The sequence below is a fragment of the Hoeflea sp. AS16 genome (genome assembly GCF_038900095.1).
GTDB lineage: Bacteria > Pseudomonadota > Alphaproteobacteria > Rhizobiales > Rhizobiaceae > Hoeflea.
Genome location: NZ_JBBMQQ010000011.1, coordinates 19053 through 38231 on the forward strand (window position 1 = coordinate 19053; position 19179 = coordinate 38231).

General features: G+C 60.8%; 15 protein-coding genes. 6 read left to right on the forward strand and 9 right to left on the reverse strand.

Annotated elements, in window-relative coordinates:
- Positions 1-146 precede the first annotated feature (146 nt).
- Positions 147-923, forward strand: a complete 777-nt coding sequence (hisN, locus tag WNY80_RS20075) for a histidinol-phosphatase (protein ID WP_342889185.1) — start codon at positions 147-149, stop codon at positions 921-923.
- Here the strand turns inward: hisN and WNY80_RS20080 are convergent.
- Entirely contained in the window at positions 910-1878 is a 969-nt protein-coding gene (locus tag WNY80_RS20080) for an alpha/beta hydrolase (protein ID WP_342889186.1), read from the reverse strand. The two genes, hisN and WNY80_RS20080, sit on opposite strands and share 14 nt — an antisense overlap.
- A gap of 407 nt (positions 1879-2285) precedes the next feature.
- Between WNY80_RS20080 and WNY80_RS20085 the strand changes: the two genes are divergently transcribed.
- Positions 2286-2753, forward strand: a complete 468-nt coding sequence (locus WNY80_RS20085) for an Hsp20 family protein (RefSeq protein WP_342889187.1) — start codon at positions 2286-2288, stop codon at positions 2751-2753.
- Positions 2754-2834: 81 nt separating this feature from the next.
- Here WNY80_RS20085 and WNY80_RS20090 read toward each other — a convergent pair whose 3' ends face one another.
- The 5 genes from WNY80_RS20090 to WNY80_RS20110 all read right to left on the reverse strand — a co-directional run bounded on the left by WNY80_RS20090 (position 2835) and on the right by WNY80_RS20110 (position 6698).
- Positions 2835-3425, reverse strand: coding sequence for a DoxX family protein (locus WNY80_RS20090; RefSeq protein WP_342889188.1), 591 nt, complete (start codon positions 3423-3425; stop codon positions 2835-2837).
- Positions 3422-4225: a DNA-binding domain-containing protein gene (locus WNY80_RS20095; RefSeq protein WP_342889189.1), complete on the reverse strand. Its 804-nt coding sequence runs from the start codon at positions 4223-4225 to the stop codon at positions 3422-3424. Before WNY80_RS20095 ends, WNY80_RS20090 begins: the two co-directional genes overlap by 4 nt.
- Positions 4212-5132 (reverse strand): DUF692 domain-containing protein, encoded by a 921-nt coding sequence (locus WNY80_RS20100; RefSeq protein ID WP_342889190.1) that lies wholly within the window; start codon positions 5130-5132, stop codon positions 4212-4214. Before WNY80_RS20100 ends, WNY80_RS20095 begins: the two co-directional genes overlap by 14 nt.
- Positions 5133-5163: 31 nt before the next feature.
- Positions 5164-5469, reverse strand: coding sequence for a DUF2282 domain-containing protein (locus WNY80_RS20105; RefSeq protein ID WP_342889191.1), 306 nt, complete (start codon positions 5467-5469; stop codon positions 5164-5166).
- A gap of 179 nt (positions 5470-5648) precedes the next feature.
- Positions 5649-6698, reverse strand: a complete 1050-nt coding sequence (locus WNY80_RS20110) for a low specificity L-threonine aldolase (RefSeq protein WP_342889192.1) — start codon at positions 6696-6698, stop codon at positions 5649-5651.
- A 586-nt stretch (positions 6699-7284) separates the two neighbouring features.
- On the opposite strand from WNY80_RS20110, the gene gltB reads away from it, so the two are divergent.
- The 3 genes from gltB to WNY80_RS20125 are packed head-to-tail and all read left to right on the forward strand — an operon-like array spanning position 7285 to position 13804.
- Complete coding sequence (gene gltB, locus WNY80_RS20115) at positions 7285-12006, forward strand: glutamate synthase large subunit (RefSeq protein ID WP_342889193.1); 4722 nt, start codon at positions 7285-7287, stop codon at positions 12004-12006.
- A 5-nt stretch (positions 12007-12011) separates the two neighbouring features.
- Entirely contained in the window at positions 12012-12338 is a 327-nt protein-coding gene (locus tag WNY80_RS20120) for a heavy metal-binding domain-containing protein (protein ID WP_342889194.1), read from the forward strand.
- A gap of 11 nt (positions 12339-12349) precedes the next feature.
- Complete coding sequence (locus WNY80_RS20125) at positions 12350-13804, forward strand: glutamate synthase subunit beta (RefSeq protein ID WP_342889195.1); 1455 nt, start codon at positions 12350-12352, stop codon at positions 13802-13804.
- Between the two features lie 144 nt (positions 13805-13948).
- Here WNY80_RS20125 and WNY80_RS20130 read toward each other — a convergent pair whose 3' ends face one another.
- Together WNY80_RS20130 and WNY80_RS20135 are read right to left on the reverse strand one after the other, a co-directional pair.
- Positions 13949-15112, reverse strand: a complete 1164-nt coding sequence (locus WNY80_RS20130; protein ID WP_342889196.1) for a DUF459 domain-containing protein — start codon at positions 15110-15112, stop codon at positions 13949-13951.
- 58 nt (positions 15113-15170) lie between these two features.
- Positions 15171-16388 carry a lytic murein transglycosylase gene (locus WNY80_RS20135; RefSeq protein ID WP_342889197.1) on the reverse strand — a complete coding sequence of 406 codons (1218 nt, stop codon included), beginning with the start codon at positions 16386-16388 and terminating at the stop codon, positions 15171-15173.
- Positions 16389-16581: 193 nt separating this feature from the next.
- On the opposite strand from WNY80_RS20135, the gene galU reads away from it, so the two are divergent.
- Positions 16582-17466 carry a UTP--glucose-1-phosphate uridylyltransferase GalU gene (gene galU, locus WNY80_RS20140; protein ID WP_342889198.1) on the forward strand — a complete coding sequence of 295 codons (885 nt, stop codon included), beginning with the start codon at positions 16582-16584 and terminating at the stop codon, positions 17464-17466.
- Positions 17467-17517: 51 nt separating this feature from the next.
- Here galU and WNY80_RS20145 read toward each other — a convergent pair whose 3' ends face one another.
- Positions 17518-19119 carry an outer membrane beta-barrel protein gene (locus tag WNY80_RS20145; RefSeq protein WP_342889199.1) on the reverse strand — a complete coding sequence of 534 codons (1602 nt, stop codon included), beginning with the start codon at positions 19117-19119 and terminating at the stop codon, positions 17518-17520.
- Between the last annotated feature and the right edge of the window lie 60 nt (positions 19120-19179).

The window sequence follows — 19179 nt, forward strand, 5'->3', positions numbered from 1 at the left end:
GATCGGGCCTTGTTCTTTGTGCGTATGCGAAATGGTCATCGAGCTCCGCCAACCCGGCTTGCAATTGAGCGCCAGCCGGGTCAGGAAACGGGCCAATACCGGCTCCGTCCATTCCCGCCAACACTTCGTCTCTCATGGAATTCCCAATGCTTCCTGATATCGCCTTTTTTGATGCCATCGCCGAAGCGGCCGCGGCGGAAACACTTGCCCGCTTCCGCATGCCGGGTGCAATCGACAACAAGCATGCGAACGGGTTCGACCCGGTGACCGAGGCCGACCGGGCCGCCGAGAAGGCGATCCGCCAGATCATCTCGGACCGATATCCCGAGCATGGCATCCTGGGCGAGGAGCACGGGGATGTCGGCCTCGACCGCGATTATGTCTGGGTCATCGATCCGATTGACGGAACCCGGGCCTTCATTTCAGGCCTGCCGGTCTGGGGCACGCTGGTGGGGCTGTATCACAAGGGCAAGGCGGTGATGGGGATGATGGACCAGCCGTTTACCGGGGAGCGGTTCATTGCCCGGCCGGGCGAAGCGACGGTCTCGCGCAATGGCAAGACCTCGCGGCTGGGCACCCGGCAAGGGGTTTCTCTGGACCAGGCGATCATGATGACGACATCGCCGAAGATTTTCGCAGAGGAGCTGGAGCCGTCCTACAAGCGGGTTGAGAGCCGCGTTCAGCTGGCCCGCTATGGGTGCGATTGCTACGCCTATGCGATGGTGGCCGCGGGGTATATCGACCTTGTCGTCGAGGCCGATCTCAAGCCCTATGACGTCGGCGGGCTTATCCCGCTGGTCGAGGAAGCAGGCGGGGTGATGACAACCTGGAGCGGCGGGCGGCCGGAAAAGGGTGGCACCATCGTCGCCAGCGGGTCAGCCGCACTGCATGAAGCGGTGCTGGAATTGCTCAACCGGGGCTGACAGGATCGTCCTGGTCGGGCGGAATGAACGCATCAATGGCGGCCAGCACCGGAACGCGGTAGCGATCAGCTTCCTGCAGCAATTCATGGCGTGCGCCGTCAATCATGATCGCCCGGCCGGCGCGAAAGCGGTTGCCGAGGCTTTCGATGGCCTGCGCCGCCACGATCGGGTCATTGCCCGCGCCGATCAGCAAGGTCGGCACCTTGATCTGGTCGAGATGCTCGAATTTGCCGACGCGGTCGATCGCGTTCAGCATCTCGTTGATCCATCCAAGGCTGGGTGGGCCGAGGCGAAGTTCCGGATGCTCGACGTAGAGAGCCTGGTTGCGTGAGAATCTCCCGAAATCGGTGGTCAGGGAATTGCCGGCAAAGGGTTGCGGAAAACTGTCGCGGCCCGAACCAACCCAGCCCAAGCCGATCATGCGCATCAGTCTGGTGACCAGCCGCAGGCCCCAGACCGGTACGGCCTGGTTGGACAAGTCGACAAACGGGGCCGTCAACACCATGCGGTCTATGCGGTTTGCCAGCTTTGGCGCCATTGAAAGCGCAACAAGCGCTCCCATCGAATGGGCCACGAGGCAAAAGGGCAGGCGGGTCTCCGGCAGCACAATGGTTTCGAGAAATGCGGCCAGGTCGGCTTCCAGGTCACGAAATCTTCGAACATGCCCCCGCAGCGGGTTTTTCAGCAGGCGCTCGGAAAGCCCCTGACCGCGCCAGTCAAAGGTCGCAACCCAGAGACCGCGGTCGGTGAAATGGCGTATGGTCTCGTAGTATTTCTCGATGCATTCGTTGCGGCCCTGCAGCAGCACCACGGTGCCGCGCGCCACTGCCACGTCGGACTTGAAAATCGCATAGCGCAGCCGTTTCCCGCCAACGCCGTCAAACCAGCCGGTGACATGGTTGCCGGGCGCCGGGTTGCCGTCGGTCTCGATCAACAGGGGGGTATCATCGCTCATGATGTTTTCGATTAGTGGTTCGCCTGTGTTTGGTCAAAAGGAAAAGGCCAATCACCGGCAAAAAGGCTTCGCAGCTGTAAAGAGGCCGGAGCCGTCTTGCGAGCGGCCCCGGCCAGATGCCCGGAACAGAAGGGACGGGATGTTCCCGGTGAGCCAGACTGTTTGTGTCTGATGCATGAACGATAGAGATCGGCCACTGAACCGTGGCCGAACAGCCCGTTAATCGGGAGTTCATGCGGCTGGCGCCGGTTTTTGGCGGGTTTGGGCAGGTCTTGAACCGCTTTGCAGGAATTCCCACATTGGTGCTGCAGGCGCCGGATACCGGGTCTGCTGGCAGGGATGTCGCCCAATGCGGGACAGCCCAGACACCAAAACGCGAACTCTAGTCGCTCTGAAGGAGGACACCCATGCGTCACGTTGATTTTTCACCACTCTACCGTTCCACTGTCGGTTTCGACAAGCTTTTGACCATGCTCGACAGCTTGGCGCCGACCGATCAGTCGCAGTCCTATCCGCCCTACAATATCGAACGGACCGGCGAAACCACCTACCGCATTACCATGGCGGTCGCAGGTTTTGACGAAACCGAGATCTCGATCGAAGCACGCGAACATGTGCTGACGGTCAAGGGCGAAAAGGCTGAAGACACTGAAGCCGAAGGCACGGAATACCTATATCGCGGCATCGCCAAGCGCGCGTTCGAACGCCGCTTCCAGCTTGCCGATCATGTTGAAGTAACCGGCGCATCGTTGCGCAACGGTCTGCTGCATGTCGATCTGGTGCGCGAGCTTCCCGAAGCGATGAAGCCGCGGCGCATCGCCATCAGCAAGGATACAGGCGGAACTCCGAAGCAGATTGAAGCCAAACAGGCCTGATCCAATTCCCCAACTGGAATAGTCTTACGTGGCGCTCAGGAAACTGAGCGCCATTTTTTGTGGGCAGCGGGAACGGGTGGTTCAGGCCGGAAGTGCGTGTGTCTTGCCGGAGCTGTGTCTGGTCAGCAATGCATCGACGGAAAACAATCCCGGACCCTTGAGGATGACGACAGTCAGCGGCACGATCCACAACAGGCGTTGATCGGCGATGACACTGTCGGGAAACCTGTCGAACCAGGCGCCGATGCTTTCAGTGCCAATCTTGTGGACGGTGATGTCAACATATGTCTGGACGGCAATGAAGCCGATCATGCCAAGCGCGGCAAGGCGGGAGAACAGGCCGATGACAATGAGAAGCGGCAGGATAAACTCCGCATAGGTGCCCATGATGACAATCAGGCCCCACGGAAAAAACGCCACCGCATCGACATCGCCTCCGGCCGCGTTCACCGCCGGAAGGGCGATCTGGTAATAGGCCCCCGGCGAGACCGAGAAAAAGCCGAGGAAACCTTCACCGACCTTGGTCTTTGCCGAGTTGAGGAAGTAGACCCACAACACGGCGGCGAAGGAAAACCGTGCAATAAATCCCAGCAGCCAGCTGTCGCCGAGCCGTTCGAGAAAGCCGAAAACGCGCCTGTGGAGACCGGTGAGGAGATCAATTGTCGATGTCATGCGGTTTGCTCCAAGTTTGCCTGACCGAACGAACAGGCGGAAAACACGCCGGCTTCCAGCATGGCTGAGATGGCTGACGGCAGGTCGAACTCCGGATGCCGGGCGACCGTCGTGCCGGCTGCCTGGCCGAGTGTCGCGCCTGCGATCAGGGCGGTGAAGAAGTCCGCGGCGCCGGGGGGCAGTTGCCGGACGGTCACTGCATCGTACGGGCGGGTTATCAGCCCGTCCTCGGCATCGCCTGGCTGTATTCCATCTAGTGTCCGGTCTTCGCGGCTTGCCGAGAAGATCGAGACTGCCGCAAAGCTGCTTTGAACAATGCGTGTCGACGGATGTGCGGTGAATGTGGTGTCAGTGAGATGTTCGGGCGGGATGGCGGCAAGGCTGTCGGGGGCCAGCGGATCGGCGTCGCCGGCGTGAAAGGCATCAAGCCAGGCCCGCTCCAGCCGCGCGACATCCGGCAGGTAAGGATATCTGGACAAGGGCTCGAAGCGCTCGAGAAAGGCTGCGAAGCCGCCGCCATATTCAAAGATGACCGGGGACTGCGGTGGATCCATGACCAAGTATGTCCGGGCCATCTCGCGGAAGAAACTGTCTCCGACAAGCCGCTGGATGGCGGGGAATATTCCTGCGAGCGCGTCAATCAGGCTCACGGTGACATTGTTGCGGTAGACGGCGAAGCGCTTCTGCGCGTTCTTGCCGTGCGGGCCGACAATTCCTTCTGGCAGCGGCAGGTCAGGGTCGAGAAGAGCCGCGCCGAAATCGCGTTGCCCGGGCGGCATCACCGGATCATTCCGCGGCATGACGGGATCCCAGCAACGAGGCTGGTCCAAGCCGGTCTAGAATGGCATCGGCAAGCAGGGCTTCCCTGCGCAGCACCGGCCATTCAGGGACGTCATTGTCCCACTCAATCAGTGTCGGCAGGGCGCCGGCCTGGCTGATGACGATCTCGTAGAGCTTCCAGACCGCATCGGCGACCGGACGGTCATGGGCATCGATCAGGAGAAGATCGCCTTCATCATCAACATCTTCCGCATGGCCGGCGAGGTGAATTTCCTCCACCAGCTCCAGCGGGAAATCGCGCAGGTAGTGCATCGGCTTCCAGCCATGATTGGTGGCGGAGACGAAGACATTGTTGACGTCGAGCAGCAGGCCGCAGCCTGACTTGAGGGCGATCTCGCGGATGAAATCGGTCTCGCTCATGGTCGATTGTTCGAAGGCCACATAGGTGGACGGGTTTTCAAGCAGGATCGGGCGCTTGAGCCGGTCCTGGATCTGGCCGACATGGGCGGCAACGCGGTCAAGCGTCTCATTGTTGTAGGGGACTGGCAAGAGGTCGTTGAAATAGCCTGCATCATGGCTGGACCAGGCCAGGTGCTCGGACACCATGGCCGGTTCGTAGCGCTCGACGACGCCGGCAAGGCGTTCGAGATGCACGGGGTCTATGCCACCTTCGGAGCCGATGGAAAGACCGACACCGTGGACGGACAGCGCAAACTCGCGGCGAATGGCGGCAAGTGCGCGATGGGCCGGGCCGCCGTCACCCATGTAGTTTTCAGCGTGGACCTCGAGAAATCCGATCCTGTAGTCATCGGACAGGATGGCATCGATATGCTCGGTCTTCAAACCCGCTCCCGCACGTGGCGGAAGCGGGCCGGCCGGGAAACGGGACGTCTCGACAATCGGCGATAGTGGGGCGGACTGCGTCATCTCGTGGCTCCGTTTACCGGGTGTTTTGGGGTCAGGCCGGGAGGTCGCGATCAAGCGGCTCAAGCGAACCCATGCGACCACCGTCAAGGCTCATCGTTGTGCAGGTGCCTGCTTCGACGCTTTTCCAGGCATTGCCCTGGAAGTCGACCTTGGAGGTTCCTGCACATGTGGTGCCGGGACCGGCTGCGCAATCATTCTTGCCGGCCAGGGCGACACCGTAGCATTTTTCGGTGGCAGCGGCTGCACCCTGGGTGGATGCTAGGAACGTTGCGCCCGAAATAGCCATAGCTACTGCACCGGCGAGCGTTGATGCACCGATAAGTGTTTTCTGCGACATGGTGTTCTCCTTGGATGTTTTTGAACTGTTTCCGGACTGTTCCTGTCCGGCAGGAGAACAATGACGAATTGTTACATCACTTGGAAATCAAGCGCACGTTATCCGGCATCACTTGGCCGTGAACTTGCCGTGATGCGTTTTACTTTTTTGCACTGTTTTTCTTGTCGAAGTGTACGGCCTTAACCCAGCAAGTCGACAAACTGGTCGACGTGGTCCTGGGTGGTTGCGAAACTGGTCACCAGGCGGAGCATGGTTTCTTCCGGGCCGACCAGATGGGCGGCCGAACGTGGCGGGGACCATTCGTAGAACATCGCTCCCTTTGCCGCGAGTTGCTTGGCAAGGTCCTTGGGCACAATCGGGAATGTCTCGTTTGCCGGGCTCTGCCATGCAAGCCGCGCATTGTCCGAGCTGGTGATACCCGATTGCAGGCGCGCAGCCATCGCATTGGCGTGGCGGGCGATGTCAAGCCAGAGGCCGTCTTCGAAATATGCGTCGAACTGGGCCGCGATAAAGCGGCTCTTGGAAAACAGGTGGGCAGCACGTTTGCGGATGAAGGGGGTTTGGCTGGCCATTGCCGGATCGAGGAAGACGAGGGCTTCCGCGCACCAGCAGCCATTCTTGGTGCCGCCAAACGAGACGATGTCGACGCCGAGTTCAGCGGTCATCTGGGCAGGCGTGAGGTTCAGGGCGACCAGCGCATTGGCAAAACGGGCGCCGTCCATGTGCAGCGGCAGGCCGTGAGCCTTGGCGATTGCCGAGATCGCGCGGATCTCGTCGGGCGTATAAACCGTGCCGGACTCGGTGGCCTGGGTCAGGGTGATGGCCATCGGCTGACCGGCATGGACAAAACCTTCGGGAAACCGGGCGATTTCCGCTTCCAGGGATGCAGGGTTCATCTTGCCTTCCGGCCCATCCACCGGAACAAGCCTGGAGCCGTGGCTGAAAAATTCGGGTGCGCCGCATTCATCGGCAATGACGTGGGCCTCGCGATGACAGAATGAAACGCCGCCCGGCCGGTTGATCGCCGACAGTGCCAGCGAGTTGGCCGCCGTGCCGGTGCCGACGAAGAAAACCGCGACTTCCTGTCCGAAGATGTCGTTGAAGGTCTGCTCAACCTTGCGATCGAGATCGCTGGCGCCGTAGGCCGGGGCAAAGCCGGTCGAATGGGCCGAGAGCGAAGCTGCGATTGCCGGGTGAGCACCCGCCCAGTTGTCGGAAGTGAAGATCATGAGCGTGGTTCTCCGATAGCTTGAGTTCGTCCGGCTATCGCATGATTTCTGTGGCTTTCAAAGTGCCCGGAGAGGCGGGTGAAGTTTGCAAATGCGTCCTGCGGGGTTGCCGGGAGCTTCATCCGCTGGCCGCTGATTCCAAGTTCGTGACAGCAAAACGCCGCAAAGCCGTCGGCATACGTAATAAAATTGCGCATATCTGTTGCAATCGATCATTTACGGTCGTTTGGGTGCGGTTTTTTGAGTTCGCTATCTTGCGCAGCCGCCTGCATTCTGTCATAGAACATTCGAAATAGGACAGCCTTACTGTCCTATTTGTCTCTGTCCTGGCCGGCTGGTAAAGGTCCTGGCAGATACAGGGGGCTGTTGGCAGTATCCGCCAATTCTCGATCCACCGGTTCAAGGTGACCGTCCTGCCCCTTCATGATACAAATCACGCCGCGCGCCCGCACACACCGGGTGAAGCTTTTTAGGCGCGCAAGGCCAGACGACAGATGTATCCGGAACTTTCAGCGTCGCCGCACCCGGCGGGGGCGAATGATGGACCGGGATCAACCGCCACGGCGGCCATGAAGGAGGAATGAAGATGGCAGACCTTTCACCATCTCTGACGGACGTTACCGCTTGTGAGGCACGTGCCGAGACCAAGACGGCCACCGCGCGTACCTTTGGATTGCCGCACAAACAGGGCCTTTACGATCCGCGCAACGAACATGATGCATGCGGTGTTGGCTTCGTAGCCCATATGAAAGGCCAGAAGTCGCACCAGATCGTGCGTGACGGCCTGTTCATGCTCGAGAACCTGACCCACCGCGGTGCCGTCGGCGCCGACCCGCTGATGGGCGATGGCGCAGGGCTGCTGGTGCAGATCCCTGACCGGTTTTTCCGCGAGGAAATGGCCGCCCAAGGCGTGACGCTGCCCGATCCCGGCGATTACGCCGTGGGTTTCATCTTCATGCCCCAGGACGAGGCACGCTGCGAGCACCTCAAGGGGATCATCGCCGAGGTCGTTACCGCCGAAGGTCAGACCCTGCTTGGCTTCCGCGATGTGCCGGTCGACAATTCATCGCTGTCAAAGGCTCCGGAGATTGCCGCGACCGAACCGCGTCATGTCCAGGTGTTCATCGGCCGAGGCGAAGGTGTCGATGACCAGAACGACTTCAAGCGCCAGCTTTTTGTGCTCCGGAAGGTGATTTCGAACCGGGTCTACAATGAAACCGATGAAAGCGATGACGGCTTCTATTTCGTTTCGCTGTCGACGCAGACAATTGTCTACAAGGGCATGTTCCTGGCCTACCAGGTCGGCGCCTATTACAAGGACCTGAGCGATCCCCGCTTCGAATCCGCCGTTGCGCTGGTTCACCAGAGATTTTCGACGAACACGTTCCCGTCCTGGAAGCTTGCCCACCCCTACCGGATGGTGGCGCACAATGGCGAGATCAACACGCTGCGCGGCAACGTCAACTGGATGGCAGCGCGGCAGGCGTCGGTGTCTTCGCCGCTGTTTGGCGACGATATTTCCAAGCTGTGGCCGATTTCCTACGAGGGCCAGTCCGATACGGCCTGTTTCGACAACGCGCTCGAATTCCTGATCCGTGGCGGCTATTCGATGGCGCATGCGGTGATGATGCTGATCCCCGAAGCCTGGGCCGGCAATTCGCTGATGAGCGCGGAGCGCAAGGCGTTCTACGAATATCATGCAGCCTTGATGGAGCCCTGGGACGGTCCGGCCGCGGTTGCCTTTACCGACGGGCAGCAGATTGGCGCCACGCTCGATCGCAACGGGCTCCGGCCCGCGCGCTACATTGTCACCAATGACGACCGGGTGATCATGGCGTCAGAAGCCGGTGTGCTGCCGGTCGATGAAAGCACCATCGTATCGAAGTGGCGGCTGCAGCCCGGCAAGATGCTGCTGATCGACATGGAAGAAGGCCGGATCATTTCCGACGAGGAAGTGAAGTCCGGACTGGCGGCGAAGCACCCCTATCGCGAGTGGCTGGAACGTACCCAGCTGATCCTGGAAGATCTCAAGCCGGTCGAGCCGCGGGCATTGCGCAAGGATGTGTCCCTGCTCGATCGTCAGCAGGCTTTCGGCTACACTCAGGAAGACACCAAGATCCTGATGTCGCCGATGGCGACCACCGGGCAGGAAGCCATTGGTTCGATGGGGACCGATACGCCGATTTCCGCGATGTCGCAGAAGTCGAAGCTGCTCTACACCTATTTCAAGCAGAATTTCGCGCAGGTGACCAACCCGCCGATCGACCCGATCCGGGAAGAGCTGGTGATGAGCCTGGTGTCCTTCATCGGGCCGCGTCCGAACCTTCTCGATCACAAGGGCGCTGCAAAGAAGAAGCGGCTTGAAGTACGTCAACCGATCCTGACCAATGGCGACCTGGAAAAGATCCGCTCGATCGGTCACACCGAGGACCGGTTCGACACCAAGACGCTGGACTTCACCTATGCCAGCGAAAAGGGTTCGGACGGCATGAAGGCGGCGCTTGACCGGCTTTGCGACCGGGCAGAGGAAGCCGTCACCGGCGGCTACAACATCATCATCCTGTCCGACCGCCAGATCGGTCCGGACCGGATCGCCATTCCGGCGCTTCTGGCCACGGCGGCGGTGCATCACCACCTGATCCGCAAGGGTCTGCGCACGTCGGTTGGCCTCGTGGTCGAATCCGGCGAGCCACGTGAAGTGCACCATTTTGCCTGCCTGGCAGGCTACGGTGCCGAAGCGATCAATCCGTATCTGGCGTTCGACACCCTGCTGGACATGCACAAGCGCGGAGAATTCCCGCCGGAAGTCGATCACTACGAGATCGTGTCGCGTTACATCAAGGCGATCGGCAAGGGCATCCTCAAGGTGATGTCGAAAATGGGGATTTCGACCTACCAGTCCTATTGTGGCGCGCAGATCTTTGATGCGATCGGGCTTTCGAGCGATTTCGTCGATACCTATTTCAGCGGCACGGCGACCACGATCGAAGGCGTAGGCCTGGACGAGGTTGCATCGGAAACCGCCGAGCGTCACCGTCTTGCCTTCTCCAATGACCCGGTGCTGGCCACCTCGCTGGATGTGGGCGGCGAATATGCCTACCGGATGCGCGGTGAAGAACATGCCTGGACACCGGATGCGGTGGCCACGCTTCAGCATGCCGTGCGCGGCAATGCCAAGGATCGCTATCGCGAGTTCGCCGACATCGTCAATCGCTCGACCCTGCGGATGAACGCCATTCGCGGCCTGTTCGAGATCCGTACTGCGGAAAGCGCCGGGCGCAAGCCGGTGCCGCTGGATGAGGTCGAGCCTGCCGCGGATATCGTGAAGCGGTTTTCGACCGGCGCGATGTCGTTCGGGTCGATCAGCCGGGAAGCGCATACAACGCTGGCGATCGCGATGAACCAGATCGGCGGCAAGTCGAACACCGGCGAAGGCGGCGAGGAGCCGGACCGGTATCTGCCGCTGTATGGCGGTGGCCGCAATCCGGAACGCTCGGCGATCAAGCAGGTGGCTTCCGGCCGGTTCGGCGTGACCACGGAATACCTGGTCAACGCAGACATGATACAGATCAAGGTCGCGCAGGGCGCCAAGCCCGGTGAAGGCGGTCAGCTGCCCGGTCACAAGGTCGATGCAACGATTGCAAAGACCCGGCATTCGACGCCTGGTGTCGGTCTGATTTCGCCTCCGCCGCACCATGACATCTACTCGATCGAAGACCTGGCGCAGCTGATCTTCGACCTCAAGAACGTCAATCCGGAGGCCGATATCTCGGTCAAGCTGGTGTCGGAAGTGGGCGTCGGCACGGTTGCGGCCGGTGTGGCAAAGGCGCGTGCCGACCACATCACCGTTTCAGGCTACGACGGCGGTACCGGCGCATCGCCGCTAACGTCGCTCAAGCATGCCGGAGGCCCGTGGGAAATCGGCCTGGCCGAAACTCACCAGACGCTGGTGCTCAACGGTCTGCGCTCGCGCATCGCGCTGCAGGTCGATGGCGGGCTGAAGACGGGGCGTGACGTGATCGTGGGGGCGCTGCTCGGCGCCGACGAGTTCGGCTTCTCGACTGCACCATTGATTGCGGCAGGCTGCATCATGATGCGCAAGTGCCATCTCAACACCTGCCCGGTGGGCGTGGCGACACAGGATCCTGTTCTGCGCAAGCGCTTCAAGGGCACGCCGGAGCACGTGGTCAATTACTTCTTCTTCATTGCAGAGGAAGTGCGCGAATGGCTGGCCGCGATGGGATATCGCAATCTTGACGAGATCATCGGCCAGTCGGACCTGCTCGCCAAGGACGGCATGATCGAGCACTGGAAGGCGAAGGGTCTGGATTTCAGCCGGATCTTCTACAAGCCCGACGCTCCGAAGGAAAAGATCTACTGGACCGAACGCCAGAACCATCCGATTGCCGACGTTCTTGACCGGCGACTGATCGAGAAGGCGATGCCGGCACTCGAGAACAAGGAAAAGGTCGAGTTCGGCGTCGAGATCAAGAATGTCGACCGTTCCGCCGGTGCGATGCTGTCGGGCGAAGTTGCCAAGCGGTTCGGCCACAAGGGCCTGGACGAGGACACGATCACGGTCAAACTCACAGGGACCGCAGGACAGTCGTTCGGCGCATTCCTGGCCCATGGCATAACCTTCGACCTTGCTGGCGACGCCAACGACTACGTCGGCAAGGGCCTGTCGGGCGGCTGCATCATCGTGCGCCCGCCTGAAAACTCGCCGATCGTGGCGGAGAATTCGATCATCGTCGGCAATACCGTGCTTTACGGCGCGGTCGAGGGTGAGTGCTATTTCCGTGGCGTTGCCGGTGAACGCTTTGCCGTACGCAACTCGGGTGCCATCGCGGTTGTCGAAGGCGTCGGCGATCACGGCTGCGAATACATGACCGGTGGTCTTGTCGTTGTCATCGGTGAAACCGGCCGCAACTTTGCTGCCGGCATGTCCGGCGGCGTTGCCTATGTACTTGATGAAGCCGGCGATTTTGCCAGCCGCTGCAACATGGCGATGGTCGAGCTGGAACCGGTTCCGGAAGAAGACGACATCCTTGAAAAGCTGCATCATCACGGCGGCGACCTGGCCCACAAGGGACGGGTCGACGTCAGCGGCGACATGACCCGGCATGATGAAGAACGGCTGTTCCAGCTGATCTCCAATCACATGCATTACACCCAGTCGACCCGGGCCAAGGAAATCCTCGACAACTGGGCCGATTACCGTCCCAAGTTCCGCAAGGTGATGCCGGTCGAGTACCGTCGTGCGCTTGAGGACATGGAGCGGATGCGCATGGGCGTGGCGGCGGAATGAGATCAATGATCACATCGACCACCAACACGATCGAGGGCAGGGAGATTGTCGAGTACAGTGGCATCGTCACAGGCGAAGCCATTCTCGGCACTAACATCTTCCGCGATATCTTCGCAGGTATTCGCGACATAGTCGGCGGCCGCTCGGGCGCTTACGAAAAAGCATTGCGCGAGGCGCGCGAGATCGCGCTGAGCGAAATGCAGGACGAGGCGCAGAAACTGGGTGCGAATGCCGTTATCGGCATCGATCTCGACTATGAAAATATTTCAACCGGATCCAGTGGTTCGATGCTGATGGTATCGGCATCGGGAACCGCGGTTGTGATCCGGTGAAGGAGTAGATTATGGGTAAGGTAACGGGTTTTCTCGAAATCGACCGGCAGACGGCGAAGTATCAGCCGGCTTCTGACCGCATTCGCCATTTCCGCGAGTTCACCATCCGGATGACCGACCAGGAGGTCCAGAAACAGGCTGCGCGCTGCATGGATTGCGGTGTGCCCTATTGTCATGGCCCCACCGGCTGTCCGGTGCACAACCAGATCCCCGACTGGAACGATCTGGTCTACAACAACAACTGGGAAGAGGCGATCCGCAACCTGCATTCGACCAACAACTTCCCCGAATTCACCGGGCGTATCTGCCCGGCGCCGTGCGAGGAAGCCTGCACGCTCAATCTCGAGGATGCGCCGGTCACGATCAAGACCGTGGAACAGGCAATCGCCGACAAGGCCTATGAAATGGGCTTCATCGTGCCGCAGCCGGTGACCAACAAGACCGGCAAGACCGTCGCCATCATCGGCTCCGGGCCTGCAGGGATGGCTGCCGCACAGCAGCTGGGCCGGGCCGGGCACGATGTCCACGTCTATGAGCGGGAGAGCCGTCCTGGCGGCCTGCTGCGCTTCGGCATTCCGGACTTCAAGATGGAGAAGCACTTCATCGATCGCCGGATCGAGCAAATGGAAGGCGAGGGCGTTACGTTCTTCTGCAACGTCAATGTCGGAGTCGACAAGAGCATGGAGGAGCTGCTCGGCTCCTATGATGCAGTGCTTTACACCGGCGGTTCGGAAAAGCCGCGCGATGTGGGCATTCCGGGCGCTGACCTGGTCGGCGTTCATGATGCGATGCCTTACCTGGTGCAGCAGAACAAGCGGGTTGCCCGCGAGAGCATCGACAATGTCGGCTGGCCATCCGATCCGGTGGTTGCCGGCGGCAAGCACGTGGTGGTGATCGGCGGCGGTGATACGGCGTCGGACTGCGTCGGCACGGCGTTCAGGCAGGGAGCCGTCAAGGTCACCCAGCTCGATATCCGTCCGCAGCCACCCGAGAAGGAAGACAAGCTCGCCGTCTGGCCCTACTGGGCGACAAAGATGCGGACATCATCCTCGCAGGCTGAAGGGGCGGTTCGCGAGTTCCAGGTCGGGACACTCGAACTGGTCGGCGAAAACGGTATCCTGTCGGCGGTCAAATGCTGCCATGTGGATGAAAAGCGCAAGCCCGTTGCCGGATCCGAATTCCTGATCAAGGCCGATCTCGTGTTCGTGGCAATCGGCTTCCGCGGCGTTCTCGACACCGGCGTCGTCAGCGATCTGGGTGACCGGCTTTTGACAGACACCGACGGTCGCGGTTCGACCAACATCTCGGCCAACGAAACCGATTATCGCACTTCCGTGGACAAGCTTTGGGCTGCCGGCGACGTTCGCCGAGGCCAGAGCCTGGTCGTCTGGGCGATCCGTGAAGGCCGTCAGGCGGCACGGGAAATCGACCTGAGCCTGATGGGTGCCACAGACCTGCCGCGTTGAGCATCAGCCTTGCTTCATGCCGTGCCGGAGGGAAACTGACGCGTGCGGCATGAGTTTCGCGTGGAAGCGCGGTGATGGGGGTGTGTTCGCGGGAGCTCTGCTCAACCGGGCAAGGCAAGAACCGTCAGGTTTTTGAGTGCAGGCTTATTCGCTCGACTGATCGGCCGGTGGCCAGGCAAAGTTGTCGACGCGTCCTTCGGGCGCTTCAGGCAAGATGCCATCAAGCACCAGCTGGTCGCGCGGCGAGGGAACCAGGCCGGCAGTGGCGGGCATTTCACCCAGCAACTCAGAGCCTCCGTCAAGGGCGGGATCCGTCATGGCGACCGGCATGGTCCGCGTGATGGCGGCAGCGTTTTCACCCGGGGCCGGCGGCATGAATATTTCCGGGAAATTGGCTGAATCAAGCGCTGAAATTCCTGCCGCCGCGGCGTCGCCAAGCAGTCTCCGGATCGATTTCTCGGCATAGAACGCGATCTTGCGCCGTCCGGCCTCGGTCACGTTGATGCCATCGGACCCGCGAAGGCGGACCTGCTGTCCGTTGATGTCGGATCCGGTGAAGACGAACTTGCCTTCCTCGTCGACAAACCCGTCCCAGATGTCGATGAATTCGCCGCCGGATTTCTCGACCTGGGTGCGGAAAACACCGTTGAAAGCCACCATGTCCGTGGTCATGGAAGGCGATTTGAAAGCCGGCATGCCGATCCAGAGCAGCGGTGTGTTGCGGACCTGCAAGGCATCGATCAGCGAGCGGGTTCGGCGTTCATACTCGGCAAGCCATTTGGCAGAACGTACGGGTTCGCGCTCTCCATCCACCACCAGTTGCTGGCGATCGTTGGAGCCGATCTGCACCACGATAATCGAGGGCTGCACCTCTTCGACAATGTTGCGGGCTTCTTCGGGCCAATTGTAGTAATCATCGCGAACCAGGCCGGATGAGCCGTTGGCGCGGTCGACGATGACGACGCCCGGTGCCTCGGCAAACGCTGCTCTGAGGCCATCGGCCGTGCGGTTGGCGAGGAAGTCACCGACAACCAGGATCTTGCGGGCGTTTTCCAGCTTTTCGACAACCGGCTCCGGTGGAGGGGCAATGCTGGGCGCGCGCTTTGCGACCCTGCTGCTGCGCGATGGCTGCCGGGGCGCCTGTTTTCTGGCAGGTTCGCTGCCGCCGAACAACAGTTGCAGAAAGGATTTCCGTTCCACGCGTTCCTGCGCCGCGGCAGGTCCGGCCAACTGCAGGGCAGTCAGGCCGGCCAGCGCCGCAACCAGCAATAAGACGGCACACCGCAGCAATGGTTGGCGGTTTGACACGCGGAAATCATCTCCTGTTCAGCCGTATGGCCGGTTGGATTCCGGCGCGTACGCGTCATCAATAGCGACGGATCGCATCCAGTACCTTCTGCGATGGAATCGCCTCGCCGGTCAAGCCGACGCGGGACTGGAAGGCCGCGATGGCGGCCTTTGAGCCCGAACCGAAATTGCCGTCGATCTCGCCATCGTAAAATCCGAGCCGCTTGAGCCGGGTCTGCAGCTCGAACTTCTCCTTGACGTCGAGTGTTCCCGCGGGGCGGGGCCAGCGTTGGTCGACGCCGCCGTACCCGGCGATCTCATCGGCCAGAACACCGACGCCAAGGGCGTAGGAATCGGAATTGTTGTAGCGCTTGATAACGAAGAAATTCTTGGTCATCAGGAACGCCGGACCGTTGGCGCCGCCTGGCATCTTGAGTTCGGCGCGGCGGCTGCCGACAGGAAAGCCCTTGCCGCCTGGACGGGTGAAGCCGAGGGACGCCCATTCGGACAGGGTCTTGGTCTGGCCGTTGTACTTGGCGCCACCTCTGGGCGGTACCGCTTCATAGCCCCAGGTTTCACCGGTCCGCCAGCCATTCTTCTTGAGAAGGTTTGCGGCGGTCGCCAATGCGTCCGGGATGGAATTCCAGATGTCACGATGGCCGTTGCCGTCGGCGTCGATCGCGAAAGCCAGGTAGCTGGTCGGAATGAACTGGGTGTGCCCCATGGCGCCAGCCCAGGATCCGGTCATCTCCCGGGTCGAAATGTCGCCCGATTGGAGGATCTTCAAGGCCGCCACGAGTTGCTTGCGTGCGAACTTGGCGCGCTTCCGGTCAGCATAGGCAAGGGTGGCGAGGGCCTGCGGAACATAATGCAGGCGGTCGGTCTTGGTGAGGATCTCGCCGTAATTCGATTCCATCGACCAGATGGCCAGCAGAATCGATGCGTCGACGCCGAAGTGACGCTCGATGGCTGACAGTGTCCTGGCATGCTGCGCCGCCATCTCGCGGCCCTTGGCGATGGTGTAGGGATTGACGCGGGAATCGAGATAGTCCCAAACCTTGGTGGTGAATTCGGGCTGGTAACGGGCTTTTTCGAGCACCACTGGATCTGGTGCGGTGACGCCCCTAAATGCTGCTTCATAGGTCGAGCGCGAAATACCGGCTTTGGCAGCGGTGCTGTAAAAGCTCGAGACCCATTTCTGGAAACCGGCATCTGCGTGTGCCGACAGAGGGGCGAAGACACCAGCAAAGAGGCAGAAGCTGGCGGCGCGAACAAATTTCCTGGGTGATCGGATCATGTTCCAAGCATCCTGTTGTTTAGGGCTGTTGCGGGTGACTGATCGATCATCATAGTCTGGAGCCGTCAACAAATCGTTTACCATATTCGCTGCCTGTATGTCCGCGTTTGCCTCTTCCTAACAAATGGTGCGTACTTCCCGAAAGGCACCGGGATGCACCGGTAAGATCATTTATGAGAAATGAGGAAAATACATGACGAAAATACGTAGAGTCCGGAAAGCTGTCTTGCCGGTTGCAGGTCTGGGGACCCGTTTCCTTCCCGCGACCAAGGCCGTGCCGAAGGAGATGCTGACCGTCGTAGACAAGCCGGTGGTTCAGTATGTCGTCGAAGAGGCCATGGCAGCCGGGATCGAGCATTTCGTATTCGTCACCGGCCGCAACAAGGCGGTTATCGAAGATCACTTCGACATTCAGGTGGAACTTGACGACACGCTTCGCGAGCGCGGCAAGAGCGCGGAACTGAAGTCGCTCGAAGACATGCTGCCAAAGGCAGGGGCTACGAGCTTCACACGCCAGCAAGCCCCTCTCGGCCTTGGTCACGCCGTCTGGTGCGCCCGCGACATCATTGGCGACGAGCCCTTTGCACTGCTGCTTCCCGACATGGTGATGCGTGACCAGGCCGGTTGCCTTTCCGGAATGGTGGATCTTTACAACAAGGTTGGCGGCAATATCGTCGCGGTGGCCGAATGCGATCCGGCGCAGGCGCACAAATACGGCATCGTCGGCAAAGGTGAAGATCTCGACGGCGGTTTTCGCATCACGCAAATGGTGGAGAAGCCGGAACCGGGGACCGCGCCGTCAAACTACTACATCAATGGCCGCTATATCCTGCAGCCCGAAATCTTCGATATCCTGTCGAAGCAGGAGCGTGGCGCCGGCAACGAGATCCAGGTGACCGACGCGATGCTGAAACTGGCCGATCAGCAGCCGTTTTCAGCTTACCAGTTTGGCGGCGAAACCTATGACTGCGGTTCCAAGGCCGGGTTCATCCTGGCCAATGTGGCCTTCGCTCTCGACCGGGATGATATCAAGTCGCAAGTGTTTGAAGATCTGAAAAACATGATTGCGAAGGCCTGATCGCATCATCCGGCGGATTTCCCGAGGGGGCAGGCATGACGCGCCGGCCCCTTATCTGCGCAGCTTGAGACCCAATCCGAGGCGTGTCGTTTCCTCGTCGGTTCCGCCGGGCTCCTTGGTCCGCTCGTAGCTCGCGTCCGCTTCCAGATCGAGATAGCGGTTGATGCTCCAGGTCAGGCCGGCAGAGGCGCCGTAGCTGCGTTGATTGCTGCGGCCGCTGCCGGAATCATAATCCCGGTAGCCGGCGGTGGCTCCGAGCCGGGCAACCAGATTGCTGCGGATCTGCTGCGACAGGGTGGAATCGAACTCATAGACCACGGCGCCCGACTGGCCGGCGGCTGTCGCCGATTCGAGTGTGGTTGCCAGACCGATATTGACGTTGGTTCCGCGCAGGGGCGACCAGGTGAGGTCGCCATCGACGGTAAGCCCCGAAATGTCTGCCAGATTGGCGTCATCGAGCGATCGCAGCACATATCCGGCGGCGAACTCCCCGGAGAGCTTTTCACCGAAATTGACTTCAGCGCCGGCGCGCCCGCCAAGGGTGGTCGAAGACCGTTCCGCGCCGGTTGAATCGATGCGCTGGTCATATTTTTCGCGGCCGACGGTTGCTTCGATAAACGGCACCAGTGCCGGCGAGACTTCGTAGCCGATCCGGGTGGTCAGTTCGGCGCCCAGCGTGTCACGGTCATCCAGAAGAACGGCGGTTCCGTCGGCGAGTGTGGCGTCACCGTAAAGCTTGCGGGTGATGTCGAGGGTTGTTGCGCCGCGCAGCAGGCCCAGGTTTTTCTCGAGTCCAATGCTGGCGCGCAATTCGTGCACACCTGCCTGGGTGGTGGCACCGGAGATCGCATTCGGGTCGGTACGGCTTTCGCGGGAGTAGCTGTAGCCTGCGCCCAGCACGCCGCTGAGGTCATTGAATAGGTCCAGGTTCAGCCGGGCATTGATGTCTGCCGTCGGTGTTTCTGTTCCGGTGCCGGAGAGGTTCTTCTGCCAGGTTCCGGTGCCGTCGACGGTGAACTGATGCCGGGACCAGTCGGACTCGAGCGTGCCGGACAATGTTGTCTGGCTGTAGGTGCGGTTGGTCTTGGTTGCGCCGTAGCGGACCGCCTCATGGACGACCCCCTGGTCCAGCGTCGGCCGCAATGTCAGGGATCCGAACGAAAACCCCGGAACATCAGGCTCGTCCGCCGAGGGATCGAGCGGCAAGCCGTCAACGGTTCCGATACGGGCGTTCTGGCGCGCGAGGCTTGCGGCATAATCCTGATCGGCCTGGCTGAGGTCTGACGGAGAGCCGATCGTTCCGGTGATGTCTTCCGGAGCCGGCTGGACCAGGCTCGCTGCGGGGTCGGCTTGTCCGGCCGTACCTGCCGCAGCAAAGCTGTCGGTCTCGCCGGATGTTGGCGCAAAGCTTCCAGCGGGGCGAGGGGCGGGCAGCGCTCCGTAGAGTGTCGAAGCGGCACTGGGTGCGGTGGACGACGTCCGGTCCGTGGTGCCGCGGAGTTCAAACTGGTCGCTGGTAGAATTCGAACCCGATACGGTTTGCGCAAGCGCGCCGGGAATTGCCGTGAGCATGCAGAGTGCGGATACAGTGAGGCGAAGGCCGTCGCGCCGGACCGCCAGTCGTCTTTGTGCCGTGTTGATGCGGTCGCGCATGCGTCTTCGGTTCCGGACTCATCCAAATCTTGTCAAAGCGTAAACACTTGTGGTTAACGC

Excerpts from the sequence above, each read along its gene's own strand:
- WNY80_RS20090 (WP_342889188.1), bottom strand. The coding sequence starts at position 3,425 with ATGACATCGACAATTGATCTCCTCACCGGTCTCCACAGGCGCGTTTTC.
- WNY80_RS20125 (WP_342889195.1), top strand. The coding sequence starts at position 12,350 with ATGGGTAAGGTAACGGGTTTTCTCGAAATCGACCGGCAGACGGCGAAG.
- WNY80_RS20085 (WP_342889187.1), top strand. The coding sequence starts at position 2,286 with ATGCGTCACGTTGATTTTTCACCACTCTACCGTTCCACTGTCGGTTTC.
- WNY80_RS20095 (WP_342889189.1), bottom strand. The coding sequence starts at position 4,225 with ATGCCGCGGAATGATCCGGTGATGCCGCCCGGGCAACGCGATTTCGGC.
- WNY80_RS20120 (WP_342889194.1), top strand. The coding sequence starts at position 12,012 with ATGATCACATCGACCACCAACACGATCGAGGGCAGGGAGATTGTCGAG.
- hisN (WP_342889185.1), top strand. The coding sequence starts at position 147 with ATGCTTCCTGATATCGCCTTTTTTGATGCCATCGCCGAAGCGGCCGCG.
- gltB (WP_342889193.1), top strand. The coding sequence starts at position 7,285 with ATGGCAGACCTTTCACCATCTCTGACGGACGTTACCGCTTGTGAGGCA.
- WNY80_RS20110 (WP_342889192.1), bottom strand. The coding sequence starts at position 6,698 with ATGATCTTCACTTCCGACAACTGGGCGGGTGCTCACCCGGCAATCGCA.
- WNY80_RS20080 (WP_342889186.1), bottom strand. The coding sequence starts at position 1,878 with ATGAGCGATGATACCCCCCTGTTGATCGAGACCGACGGCAACCCGGCG.
- galU (WP_342889198.1), top strand. The coding sequence starts at position 16,582 with ATGACGAAAATACGTAGAGTCCGGAAAGCTGTCTTGCCGGTTGCAGGT.
- WNY80_RS20145 (WP_342889199.1), bottom strand. The coding sequence starts at position 19,119 with ATGCGCGACCGCATCAACACGGCACAAAGACGACTGGCGGTCCGGCGC.
- WNY80_RS20105 (WP_342889191.1), bottom strand. The coding sequence starts at position 5,469 with ATGTCGCAGAAAACACTTATCGGTGCATCAACGCTCGCCGGTGCAGTA.
- WNY80_RS20135 (WP_342889197.1), bottom strand. The coding sequence starts at position 16,388 with ATGATCCGATCACCCAGGAAATTTGTTCGCGCCGCCAGCTTCTGCCTC.
- WNY80_RS20100 (WP_342889190.1), bottom strand. The coding sequence starts at position 5,132 with ATGACGCAGTCCGCCCCACTATCGCCGATTGTCGAGACGTCCCGTTTC.